Genomic DNA, 12,895 nt, shown 5'->3' with positions numbered 1-12,895 from the left:
TTTTTATTTGTGGTATTTTATATTGTTTTTTATAGCAAATGCTCTATAAATTTGTTCAACAAGTAACACTCTAAATAACTGATGTGGGAATGTTAGTAAAGAAAAATTTATTTTTTGAGCATCTATTTTATCTTCAATAACCCCGTTAGAACCGCCAATTATAAAAGTTATATTACTTTTGTCAATTAAGTTAGAAAATTCAAAAGAATCCATTTGTTTTCCTTTTAAAGAGCAAAGGAAAACTGTTGAGTTTTTTGGAATTAATTCCAATATTTTATTTGTTTCTTTTTCCTTTTTTATTTCTATATTTTCTTCTTGTAATTCCTTTATTTCTATTACTTCTATTTTTGAGAAAAAACTTATTTTTTTCTCATACTCTTGAAACAAAGTTAGATAATTTTTTTGAAGTTTTCCTACTGCAATAATAGTTATTTTCACTATTTATTTCTCATTTTTATATAGAACATTAACATTTGAATGTCTGCTGGATTTATACCGCTAATTCTTGATGCTTGTCCTATAGTTGTTGGTTTGATTTTGATTAATTTATCTCTTGCTTCATTTGCTAAATTATCAACTTTTTTATAATCTATATCGGTTGGAATTTTTAATTTTTCAAGTTTTAACATTTTTTCTGCATCATGCACTTGTTTTTGTATATAACCATCTAATCTTGCTAATACAACAAGTTCATAAGCGAATTTAAAGTCTTTCAATATTTCGAAATAATCCACATCAGGTCTTGAAACTAACTGGAATAAAGATTGCCCATTAATTGCATTATATTTAATTGCTAAATTGCTTTTAGAAGAGACAAAAGTGTTTTTTAATTCTTCAATTTTTAACTCTATTTGTTTATATTTATCAATAACTAAATTATACTCTTCTTTGCTTATCATATTAGCTTTTAAAGCGTAATCTTTCATCCTTCAATCAGCATTATCATTTCTTAACAATAACCTATATTCCGCTCTTGAAGTTAACATTCTGTATGGTTCGTTAGTTCCTTTTGTAACTAAGTCATCAATTAAAACCCCAATATAACCATCACTTCTGAGAATTTCAATTGGTTCTTCTTGTTTTAAATATTGAGATGCATTTATCCCTGCTATTAACCCTTGTCCAGCCGCTTCTTCATAACCGCTTGTTCCATTTATTTGACCACCAAAAAATAAACCATTAATATTTTTACTTTCAAGTGATTTTTTTAATTGTAAAGGATTTATGGCATCATATTCTATTGCATAAGCTCACTTAGCTACTTTTGCATTTTCTAAACCAGGAATCGATTTAACCATTTCTTTTTGCACTTCAATAGGCATTGAAGTTGATAAACCATTTATATACATCAAATCACCTTTGGCAGTTTCTGGTTCAAAAAATATTTGATGTCTTTCTTTGTCTTTAAAACGAACTATTTTGTCTTCTACAGAAGGACAATACCTTGGTCCAACTCCATCAATAAGACCAGAATACATACTTGATTTATTTAAGTTATTCAAAATGATTTCGTGTGTTTTTGGGGTTGTATATGTTAAAAAACAATGAATTTGCTTTTCAAGAACTACTTCATTTTTAAAACTAAAATGAAGGTTGTTATTTTCTAAAATTTCTTCTTCTATTTTAGAAAAATCTATGGAATCGGTTCAAATTCTAGGTGGCGTTCCCGTTTTTAATCTAATAAGTTCAAATCCGTTATTTTTTAAAAACATTGAAAGTTTATTACTTGTTCTTTGTCCATCTGGACCACTTTTTTGAATTTCATCTCCTCTTAAAATTCTCGAGTCCATATAAGTTCCTGTTGTTAATACTACAGCATTAGCATAACAAACATTCCCTTTTTCCGTTTTAACTCCTTTTACCAAGTTGTTTTCAAGAATCAATTCTTCAACAATATCTTCTAAAATATCGATATTTTCTCTTTGTTCAATATCTTCTAATATTACTTTTGAATATTTGTCTTTATCAATTTGAGCTCTCATCGCTCTTACTGCCGGTCCTTTTGATTCATTTAACATCTTAATTTGAATCATTGCTTTGTCAGCAAAAATACCTTGCACTCCACCAAGTGCATCTATTTCTCTTGTTATAATCCCTTTAGCAGGACCACCAATTGATGGATTACATGGCATTGAAGCTAGTTTATTTTTATCTAAAGTTACTAGCAAAACTTTAAAGTTTTGTTTTGCTAAAGCGTATGTGGCTTCAATACCTGCATGACCGCCACCAACTACTATTGCATCATATTTATTCATATTTTTATATTTTAAATTATTTAAGCAAATAAAAAAGAAGATTTTTTATTTTTTCTTCTTTTTATGCACTTACAATATGAAATAATTCATCATTTACTCAAACGATGTCTCCAACCTTAATTTTTGAACCTCTAGTTACTTCGCTATTGTCATTGATTTTAACTTGGTTAGTTGCTAAAAACTCTTTTGCTGCACCACCAGAATCAATAAAGTTCATTTTTTTTAATAGTTGGCTTAATTTTATAAATTCTCCTGTTATTTCTACTTTCATTTTTTTCCTTTCTATGTAGTTCCTATTAATTGTTTATTATTTTTATTAGAAGGTGAAACTATATAAACTTTTCTTATTTTTTTATCTACAAAAATATAAATCAAACCTTCATAAACTGAAATAGCATCTTTTAAATATCTATGATTTATAGAAAAGTTTAATTCACTATTAGAACTTTCAAACTTCATTTCTTTAGTTTTTACAGAAATAAACCCGGTTTCTTCTTTGTTTCCACTCATAGTAAATTCTTCTTGGTTTACACTAACATTTAATTTGAAATATTGATCATTGGATAAAATAGAAGCTTTAGATATTAACTCACTAAGTTCTTTTTTATCGATTTCAATTTTATAAACTAAATCATCTATATTTGGGAAAACATTAGAAATATCTTTATAAGGAAAATCAATAACTTTACATTGTATTTTTGTATTTTCAATAATGGTTTCTATTTTATTGTCTTCAACATAAATTTCTAATTGCCCTTCATAATCATTAGGGATAAAATTTTTTAAATTTCTAGCTATTATAGAAATATCGAATTCAATATGAGATTCAATAGGAAGTATTTCTGTTGATATTCTATATCTATCTGTTGCTGAAATTCTTAAATTACCATCCATAGCATTTATATTGATACAATCTAAAATAACTTCAGAACTATCGATTGTAGCAGCAAAACTAGTATCCTTAATTGCTTTTTTAAAGTCTTTTGAATGAATTGATATTTTTTGACCTGATAAATCGAATCTAATGTTTGGGAAATCTTCATCATTTTGGATATTAATTTTGTATAAATCATCTTTGTTTTTAATAGTTAAATTAGTATCTTCGATTTTAAATTCTAAAATTCCTTCAGTTTTTTTAATTATATTTTTTAACATTGAATAATTTATTAAAAAAGAACCTAATTCATTTATATTTTTTATGTTTTCAGAAGAAATATGTCCAATTATAGAAATTTCTCCATCTGAACCATATAAATATAATCCTTCTTGTCTTAATTCAATTTTAACACTTCTTAAAGAAGGGATAAAATTTAAAGTATTTATAGAAACACCAATTCTTTCAAATTCTTTTTCAAAATATTTTTTTTCAATTGTAAAATTCATTTTATTTTTCCTTTTATATTTTATTATTTTATATTTATTTTATTTTATTTTCTAATATATTATTATTAGCAATGTTAGTTTTAGTTAGTTTTATCTTTTTAACCTAAAAATAGGCAAAAAAGATGTTGATTAATTAAGAAACAGTTTTTACTTTGTTTGTTAATGAATTAACTGCATTTTTAAGTTCATGGGACGTTTCTATATCTTTTTCTATTTTTTTATAAGAAGCCATAATCGTTGAGTGATCTTTGCCACCTAAATAGATACCAATTCTTTCATAACTAAAGGAAAGCAGTTCTCTAATTAGGTAAATTATCATCGATCTAGCAATAACAATTTCTCTTTTTCTTGATTTACTTCTTACTTCTTCTTCTTTTACTCTGTAATATAAACAAACGCTTTCAATTATTCTATCGTGTGTTATTTCCCTTTCGAAATGAACGGTTTCGTGGAAAATATTATTAAGAAGGTTTTCATTGAAAGTTAAATCTTTTGGTGAGTTTTTTACAGAAAATTTAATTTGATTTAAAGCCCCTTCGATTTCTCTTATGGAGTGATAAAAATTTCTTGTTAAAAAGCTTAAAGCTTTGTTGTCTCATTTGTTCAAATCAAAGTTTTCTTGTTCGATTTTAAATTTTAAAATCTTGAGTAAATCTTCATTATTAGGTTTTTTTATTTCTAAAGTTAAACCACTTTGAAATCTTGTTATAAACCTATCTTCGAATCCACCTAAAAGTTCTGGTTTTTTATCAGAACAAATGATAATTTGCTTTTTATTATTTTTTAAATTATTAATAATATTGAATAAAAATTCTAGAGTTTTTACTCTTGAACCAAGCATTTGAACATCGTCTATTAAAAAGATATCAACACTTTCTAAAAAAGAAGAAAAATTGTTTATTTTTTCTATATCTTTTTCTTTTAATATTAAAGAAATTTGGTTAGTAAAGGCATCTGGGTTTAGAAAATAAGATTTAAGTCCTATTTCTTTTGCTGCGTTTCCTAAAGCGTTTAGAAAGTGGGTTTTTCCTAATCCTGATTTTGAGTGGATGAATATAGGAGTAAATTCTACTTTTTTAGTTTTTAACAAATTATCAGCTATTTTTATTAAATCTTCGTTAAATTTACCTGTTACTAAATTTTTAAATGTTAAATCTGGTAATAAATTATCTTTAAAATCTATGTTAGTGACAAAATTGTTAATATCTTTTGTGTTATTGTTGATAACTTGTTTTTCTTTTTCTTTATTCACAATAGTGTTTTCAAGAATGATTTCCACAGCTTTTTCACTTTTTAAAGTTTTAACAATAGCAGATGTTAAAAAACTCAAATAATTTTCTTTAATATCTTTAATAATCACATTGTTTTTAGCAATAAAAACCGCAGAAAACTCATTAATTTCTTTTAGTTTTAACTTAGAAAAATATGTGGAAAAAATAATAGAGTCATTAATCTCTTTTTCAATTTCTTTTAATATTTTTTTATTTGTTTTTAACAAATTTTCTTCATAGTTATTAACAATATTAGACATAGTTATTAAATAATAAAATAAAAAAATAAAAAATGTTAAAAAATAAAAAATAATTTTATAAATAATTTTAGAAATAACAAGATTGCCACATTTTTAAAACCTAAATAAAGGCAAAAAAAATATGATTTAACATATAAAATAATAAAAAAATTTCTTTTTTTCTTTTACAAAAAAAAGTTGTGAAAAAAAGTTTTTTTATTTCCTTTTTAATCTTTATTTTGTTATAATTTTAATATTTAATTAAAATACATAAAAAATGTATCTTTTTATTTAAAAAAACTTTAAGGAGAGCATATGAAAAGAACTTATCAACCAAATAAAAGAAAACATGCTAAAACACATGGATTCAGAGCAAGAATGTCAACAGTTGGTGGAAGAAAAGTTTTAGCTTCAAGAAGAGCTAAAGGAAGAATGAGATTAACTGTTTCAGATTCAAATAAATAATTATGAAAAAAGAAAATAGACTTAAGAAAAATTGAGAATTTCAAGAAGTAATAAGTTTAAAACAACAAATTATCACAAAAAACTTAATTTTATATTATAAAAAACATAAAAATTTTCAAATTGGTATTTCTGTTCCAAAAAAATTTGCAATTGCTGTAGAAAGAAATTTTTTTAGACGTCAAATTAAAGCGATAATTTCAAATAAAGTGAATTTTATTGATTTACCTTTTCAAAATGTTTTAATATTAAGAAAAAGTTTTTTATCTTTACCTTTTTTAGAAAAAGAAAAGGAAGTAATAAAAATATATGAGAGGTTAAGAAGTGGAAAAGAATAAGCAAAAACCAAAATCTTATGACTTCTTCACCGGTAATAATAATTCTGAAAAGAAAAATATTTGAAGAAAAATTTGAAAATGATTTAAAGTTTTAATTTATATATTTATTTTCGGAGTTACTTTAACTGGTTGTATTCAATCATTCGCAATTAAAACTTCATCACATGCAGGGTCTGGGGTGGAATTCTATAATTCAAAAGAAGGAATTGCTCCAAATGCTGTAGTTTTTGAAAAACAAACCAATAAAGAAGGAAAAGAAGTTTTAAATATCAAAAAAAATAACGACAACTTTTACGTTTCTAACCAAGATAAGGAAAGAAAAGATGTTATTGAAGCTTTAAAAAAACAAGCTGAAGGTAGTTATGGACAATGAGGTAATTACAATACTTTAATAGTTTATCAAAGTGATAAACCAGTTGAAGGGCAAAGTAGTTATCAATATCCAAAGGGAGATAATGGAGAATTATTATACTTCAATTCCACAACTGAAAACTACAATCAAAAATTTAATGATTGAAAAGAAATAAAATTATTAAGAGAGTTTAAGGATAATATAAAATTAACTCACAATGCAAAATATGTAAATGAAAAAGATCCTTTTATTTATTCATATTTTGAAACGGTTAAAGATTATATTGTTCCAAATGAAGATTTTATAGAAAATAATAATAAATTTGCAAGAGATGTAATTCATTATTTAAATAATCAACTTGTAAATTTTGACAAATATAATAATAACAAATTAGAAAACGCTATTAAAGAAATAGAAGAAAAAGGTACTGGTGCTTCTGAACAATCAATATCATTAGTTAATGATTATTCAGCAAACTTGCGTGAAATTTTAAAAGCAACACATTATACAAAGATTGGTGATGGAATTGTTGCTTTTGAACCAGGAACTGCAAAAAATGCATCAGATTTATTATCATATAAAGGGGCAGAACCTCAAAAAATAATTGTTACTTGAGGTGATGCTTGACAGCTTGGTCCTTTCTATGGATTATTTATATGACCGATGTCTAAATTAATGGCTGCTCTATTGGATTCTATGTCATTAGAAGGACTTCAAGGATGACCTGCTATTATCACTATAATAATTGCTGTTATTCTTACTAAATTACTTTCATTTGCATTTAGATTTAAAACTTTATTTAGTCAATCTAAACAACAAGAAGTGCAAGCTAAAAAAGCAAAAATTGATGCTAAATATGCACCTCATAAAGGTAATAAGCAAATGGAAGCAAGACAAAGACAAGAGATTGCAGAATTATATAAAAAGAATAATATAAGTCCTGCTGCTCAATTCCAAGCGTTACTTATAACAATGCCTATATTTGTTGCGATGTGAAGAATATTACAAGGATTACCGGGTATTAAAGCAACAACGTGATTAGGAATAAACCTTGCATCGACTTCTTATCAAGAATTATTTGCAGGACAATGGATTTACTTACCAATCCTTTTATTTACTGTTATAATTCAATTATTCCAACAGATTCTACCAAGAATTTTAAACAGAAAACAAAACAAACGACTTATCAATGCAGCAGAGTCGCAAGCGTTGAAAAAACAGCAAAAAACTCAAAATTACACTATGATTTTATTTGTTGTATTTGGAGTTATTTTCCAAGCATCCTTACAAGTTTATTGAATAGTTGGAGGGGTGTGAGAAATAGGACAAATTCTTTTTGTTCACTACTTCCAAAGAACTAAAGTATTCAAAGAAAAAGTTCGTCCTTGAATTAATAAACCAAAGAAAATTTAATAAGGTAGCAATACCTTATTTTTTCTTAATTAAAAAAACGTTTTCGCCACAATATAGGGCAAAAACGGAATTTTATTTTAAAAAAGATATGTGCTTTTATTAATTACATTTTAATTTTCAAGTACCATCATTTAGTCTTTCAAAATCACTAGTAACAGTTAATAATCTGTATAACTCACCACGTTTTTTTTGTAAAACTAATTCTTTTTCTTCGTGTGTAAATTCACCTTTTTCAAATCATTTTTTTTGAAGTTTATTTTTTACAAAAGTAAAGATATCTTCAAATTGCATATAGCTTTTTGTTGATATAACTTCTACTGATAAACTGATCATTGTGTCCATTTCTTGCTCCTTATTTTTTATTTTTTCTCATTTTGCATTTTTTATAAAAAAATTACATTTTCCTACACTTTTCTTTAATTTATAATCTCAAACATAGTCAATACAACCTCAACCGATGTATTTTTGTATTAATTTCTTACCACAAATTATACATTGTTTATAGTCAAATATACATTTATTTAAAAAATATTTTCTTTTTCATTCTTTTAATTCTTTATCTTCTCTATTGTTTACAATGGCATTTTCAAGTCTTTCTTTTGCATTAATCAACTCTTCAAACACTAGAGTTTTATTATAAACTTCAAAAGTTATTATGCAATCTTTGAGTGCTCTGTGAATGCCTTGATTATCTACTGAAAATAAATTTGACAGAAAATTTAAAGAATAAGAATCTGTATTAAAGAAAACTTTATTAAATGATTGAAAGTAAAAACCAATATCTATCATTTTGTTAGGAAATTTTTCTAATTCACGAGATTTATAAGATTTTTTTATTGTACGGAAATCATAATGCATTCCATTAAAAGCATAAAGATTTAAATTCTCAATAAAAATTTTAAATTCGTTTAAAACCTTTATTGCATCTTCACCTTTTTCCTTGATTTCTTGGTTAGAAATATTATTGTATCAACTTATAAAGTTATTTACAAAATCAGGTGGTTGTTTAATTATTTTGGAAAATGTATCAATAATTTTGTTGTTTTTAACTTTGATAGCACCAATTTCAAGTAGAGTGCCAACATCATCACAACCTTCTAAATCAAAAATAACATAGCTATCTTTAAATAGATTTGGTAGTTTTTTGGATTTAAGAATATCTAAACGTTTTTCTTCAAATATTTGTTTATTTAAAGTTTCCATTACATTCTTTCTGGGGTAGAAACACCAATAAGTTTTAGTCCAGTTTCTAGAACAATCTTAACAGCTTTAGAAAGTGCTAATAAACTCTCTTCATTATCAGAATTTAAAATTTTAGAATTTGAATAAAAAGAGTTAAAGTCTTTAGCTAATTTAATTAAATATTCGGGCAGTAAGTGAATTTTGTAGTTACTGCTAATTTTTTTAATTAAATCTGGAAAATCTTTTAAAGTATTAACTAATTTAATTTCATTTTCATTATTAAAGCTTGAAGCTAATACTTCTTTATTATTTGCTTTACTAATTAATTGATTTGCTCTAGCATAGGCATATTGAATCATAAATACAGGGTTTTTTTGACTACTTTCTAATGCAAGTTCAACATCAAAGTCTAATCCTGAATTTTCTGTTCTATCAATCATAAAGAATCTTACTGCATCTTTACCAACCAATTCAATCAATTCTCTTGCTGTAAAGGTAATTCCTTTTCTTTTGGACATTTTTAATTCTTGTCCATTTTTCATTAATCTAACAATTTGACAAGTTAAAACTTTTAACTGTTTTTGAGAATCAAATCCTAATTGATCGATTGCAATTTCCATTCTTTTTATATAACCAATATGATCAGCACCTCAAATATTAATTAATTTGGTAACTCCATCATTTCTTGTTAATTTATCATTATGATACGCGATATCTGGTAAAAAGTAGGTAAAAGAACCGTCTTTTTTGATAAGAACTCTGTCTTTATCATCTCCGTATTTTGTAGTTTTTAATCAAAGCGCTCCATCATGTTTATAAGTGTTTTTTAATTTCTCTAAAGCAAGTTTGATTTTGCCATCTTTATAAAGAGTTTTTTCACTAAAAAAGTTGTCAAACTTAATTCCAAAAAGACTTAAATCCCTTTTAATTTGACCGAGCATTATGGAAGTTGATGCTCTCTTAAAAAAATCTCTAGCTTCTAAATCATTAATAGAACTATTTACGTATTTATCTTTATAGTGTTTTATGATTACGTGAGCAGCTCATTTTATATCACTACCTTTATAATAATCTTCTTTAAATTCTACTTTTTTACCAAAGTGCTGTAAGTATCTTGCAAAAACAGATTCAGCAAGTAGATCAATTTGATTTCCAGCATCATTAATATAATATTCTTTTATAACTTTGTTACCAGCAAATTCTAAAATATTAGCTAATGTTGCACCAATTGCAGCCCCCCTTGCGTGCCCAAGGTGTAAAAAACCAGTAGGATTTACAGAAACAAATTCTAAGTTAATAAATTGATTTTCTTTTTGTTTTCCGTAATTTTGATTTAATTTTAAAATATTATTTACTTCTTCTACATAAATATTATTTTTTACGAAAAAATTAATAAATCCAGGTTTTGCTACTTCTATTTTAGAAATAGAATATTTTTCTTTGTTTATTTTGGAAACAATTAAATCAGCAATCTCTAAAGGATTTTTATTTAGATCTGATTTAAGAGTCATTGCTAAGTTTGTTGAATAATCACCAAATCCCTTGGATTCAGTTAATATAATATTTTTTTCAATTTTTAAATCATTTAAAACGTCTTTTAAAGATTGAATAATTTGTTCTTTTGTATTCATTCTATTTACCTACTACTACTGAAGCAGGTTTGATTACTCTATCATAAAGTTTATAACCATTGCTTTTAACACTAATAATTTTATCTTTTAGTTGTTGGTTACTTTCAAGTTCAAAAACTTCGTGGATTTCTGGATTATAACTTTCACCAACAGAAGGTTCAATTTTTGTAATACCAAAATCTGCAAAAATTAATTCAATTTGTTTTAATAACATTGAAAAACCTTTAACATAGTTTTGAACTGCAGAGTTATCTTGTTTTTCTCCTGCTTTAATTGCTAATTCAAAGTTTTTTAATGGAATTAAGAATGATTCAAAGAATTTTTGAATTCCATATTTTTTTATATTAGTTAGTTCTAGTTCATATTTAGAAGATGTTTCATCTTTATGTTTTTGAATTTCTTCTTTTGCTTTTTGTTGAAGTTCAATTGCTTTTTGTTTTAATTCTTCGTTATTTTTATCTAATTCTAGTTTGAGTTTAGCAATTTCTAATTCTAAAAGAGAGGTTTTAATTTTGGTTTTTTCTTGTACAGAAACAGAGTCATCTTTTTTATTATTGTAATTTCTTTTATATCTAAAATTTCTTTTTGTTCTTTTGTGTTTAACGTTTTCAGTATTATTGTCTTTTGATTCAACTTTTTCTTGTTGTTTTTTAATATCTTTTTCCATTTCTCTCCTTAAAGTAATATAAAGTTATATTTCTTTTTTGAGAAATTTTTCCAATAGATTAAGTGCTGCTAAAACTTTAGAATAATCTAATCTTGTAGTTGGAGCTACAACACTAATTTCTTTATTTATATTCTCGTTTTCAAGTTTTTTAGAAATAAAAACAGCTTCTTGTGATTCAATTTGAATTTTTATGTTTTTTTCTTCATCCAATTTATTTTCAATAGTTTCTCAAATTGATTTTTTTTCTATTAAATCTAAAATTTCACTTAATTTTTCTCTCGATATATCTCTAGATAAAATTAAATTATTTTTATTATAAATTTTTGATTCAAATTCATTTTTAAAATTAAAAATATTTTGCATAAAGGTTTTTAAAACATTATCTAAGTTTTTTATTTCTTTAGCCAATATTGGAACTAAAATTTCTACAATTTTTTGGATTTCATTTAACGCCACATTAATTAATCTTTCTTTGAAAATCCTTATAGCTATTTTTATGTCTTCTTTTTCTACTTCATTTGAAAAAGAAACTATTTTGTTTTCTACTTTTCCTGTTGAAGTTACTAATACAATAACTCCCATAAAGTTATCAATTGCAGTGAATTGAATAGATCTTAATCTTTCAGATCCTAAGGGTTCTGATGTTATAACGGTAATACCGACAAATTCTGATATTAATTTTGCTGCTTCTTCAAGTGTTTTGTCAATAGATATTCTTCTTTTAGCAAAAATATCGTTTAGTTTTTGCTCTAGATCTGCATCGGTTTGTGAAGTTAAATTTTTAGCATAATATTCATATGCTTTTAAAGTAGGAATTCTCCCACTGGAAACATGAGATTTTTCAAGAAAACCATCTTTTTCAAGTTCAGCCATTATGCTTCTTATTGAAGAAGAAGAAGCATTAATTTTATATTTTTCTTTTAGTGATTCTGAACCGATTGGTTCCCCTGTTTCAATGTAACTTTCAATTATAAATTTTAAGTAAGATTTCTTTTTAGCGGCGCTCTTATGTTCCATAATAAAAATTATATTCTAATTTCTTTTTTTTACAAACTTTTATTAAGGATTTTTATTAAAACAGAAATAATTTGTCACCCCAATTACCAATATAAAATGTCACTTTTTATAATTATATGTTAATTGAATGATATCATAAATTATCAATTGTATAAATTTAATCATTTTACTTACAACATCATTTTTTTATTATAGAAGAGGGACATTTTGATTGATAATTTATAAAAAAATAATGTAAAAATTTAGTAAGTAAAATGTAATTAATTGGAGTATTCAAAAAACGTTTTACCGTATAAAATGGGCATAAACGGTTTTTTCACTATTTAAACTGGGAAAGAAAAAGAGTTTTATTTTTTGATAAATTATGAACAACTATTTTATAAAAAAATCTTTTAATAATTGTTATAGGTGAAAAATTATCTTTCTATTTTCCTTTAGCATATCTATTAAGTATTTATTAACGTTAATACTTTTGTTGTGTTTGACTTATTATTGCAAATAAGTATTATAAAAGTAATAAAAAAACACTATCTAATAGTGTTTAATTATCTTGTATGCACAAGCCGGTTTTCCTATATTAAATTTATTATAACACAATCTCCCAAAATATTTAAAAAATTTTTGTAAAAATATTAAAACAGAAATAAAATGTCACCCCCCATTCCCAATATAAAATGTCACTTTT

12 protein-coding genes are annotated in these 12,895 nt (G+C 24.8%); 3 read left to right on the top strand and 9 right to left on the bottom strand.

Translation table 4 applies throughout. The features are described 5' to 3' along the window. Positions 1–3: 3 nt before the first annotated feature. The 5 genes from ACXX85_RS02330 to dnaA all read right to left on the bottom strand — a co-directional run bounded on the left by ACXX85_RS02330 (position 4) and on the right by dnaA (position 5,169). A complete protein-coding gene (locus ACXX85_RS02330; RefSeq protein WP_458560523.1) occupies positions 4–438 on the bottom strand; it encodes a 23S rRNA (pseudouridine(1915)-N(3))-methyltransferase RlmH in 435 nt (144 codons plus the stop codon). Then, the gene (gene mnmG, locus ACXX85_RS02325) at positions 438–2,255 is read right to left on the bottom strand and encodes a tRNA uridine-5-carboxymethylaminomethyl(34) synthesis enzyme MnmG (protein ID WP_458560522.1); all 1,818 of its coding nucleotides are present in this window, start codon (positions 2,253–2,255) and stop codon (positions 438–440) included. Before mnmG ends, ACXX85_RS02330 begins: the two co-directional genes overlap by 1 nt. A gap of 61 nt (positions 2,256–2,316) precedes the next feature. Beyond that, entirely contained in the window at positions 2,317–2,526 is a 210-nt protein-coding gene (locus tag ACXX85_RS02320) for an RNA-binding S4 domain-containing protein (RefSeq protein WP_436358739.1), read from the bottom strand. A gap of 11 nt (positions 2,527–2,537) precedes the next feature. Further along, positions 2,538–3,638 (bottom strand): DNA polymerase III subunit beta family protein, encoded by a 1,101-nt coding sequence (locus ACXX85_RS02315; RefSeq protein WP_458560521.1) that lies wholly within the window; start codon positions 3,636–3,638, stop codon positions 2,538–2,540. 133 nt (positions 3,639–3,771) lie between these two features. After that, entirely contained in the window at positions 3,772–5,169 is a 1,398-nt protein-coding gene (gene dnaA / locus ACXX85_RS02310) for a chromosomal replication initiator protein DnaA (RefSeq protein WP_436358737.1), read from the bottom strand. A 294-nt stretch (positions 5,170–5,463) separates the two neighbouring features. On the opposite strand from dnaA, the gene rpmH reads away from it, so the two are divergent. The 3 genes from rpmH to yidC are packed head-to-tail and all read left to right on the top strand — an operon-like array spanning position 5,464 to position 7,713. Then, positions 5,464–5,613 carry a 50S ribosomal protein L34 gene (gene rpmH / locus ACXX85_RS02305; protein ID WP_436358736.1) on the top strand — a complete coding sequence of 50 codons (150 nt, stop codon included), beginning with the start codon at positions 5,464–5,466 and terminating at the stop codon, positions 5,611–5,613. 2 nt (positions 5,614–5,615) lie between these two features. Beyond that, positions 5,616–5,948 carry a ribonuclease P protein component gene (gene rnpA, locus ACXX85_RS02300; protein WP_436358735.1) on the top strand — a complete coding sequence of 111 codons (333 nt, stop codon included), beginning with the start codon at positions 5,616–5,618 and terminating at the stop codon, positions 5,946–5,948. Next, positions 5,935–7,713, top strand: a complete 1,779-nt coding sequence (gene yidC, locus ACXX85_RS02295) for a membrane protein insertase YidC (RefSeq protein ID WP_458560520.1) — start codon at positions 5,935–5,937, stop codon at positions 7,711–7,713. The genes rnpA and yidC overlap by 14 nt, the downstream gene beginning before the upstream one ends. A gap of 99 nt (positions 7,714–7,812) precedes the next feature. On the opposite strand, the gene ACXX85_RS02290 is transcribed toward yidC, so the two are convergent. Genes ACXX85_RS02290 through hrcA form a run of 4 tightly spaced genes read right to left on the bottom strand, consistent with a single transcriptional unit; the run spans position 7,813 to position 12,210 of the window. Beyond that, a complete protein-coding gene (locus tag ACXX85_RS02290) occupies positions 7,813–8,916 on the bottom strand; it encodes an exonuclease domain-containing protein (RefSeq protein WP_458560519.1) in 1,104 nt (367 codons plus the stop codon). Beyond that, a complete protein-coding gene (gene argS / locus ACXX85_RS02285) occupies positions 8,916–10,526 on the bottom strand; it encodes an arginine--tRNA ligase (RefSeq protein ID WP_458560518.1) in 1,611 nt (536 codons plus the stop codon). The genes ACXX85_RS02290 and argS overlap by 1 nt, the downstream gene beginning before the upstream one ends. A gap of 1 nt (position 10,527) precedes the next feature. After that, a complete protein-coding gene (locus tag ACXX85_RS02280; protein WP_436358731.1) occupies positions 10,528–11,193 on the bottom strand; it encodes a nucleotide exchange factor GrpE in 666 nt (221 codons plus the stop codon). Positions 11,194–11,217: 24 nt separating this feature from the next. Next, the gene (gene hrcA / locus ACXX85_RS02275) at positions 11,218–12,210 is read right to left on the bottom strand and encodes a heat-inducible transcriptional repressor HrcA (protein WP_436358730.1); all 993 of its coding nucleotides are present in this window, start codon (positions 12,208–12,210) and stop codon (positions 11,218–11,220) included. Positions 12,211–12,895 lie beyond the last annotated feature (685 nt).

It is taken from the genome of Mycoplasma sp. Z386, from assembly GCF_054343375.1.
This window is presented reverse-complemented; position numbering and strand designations above follow the sequence as displayed.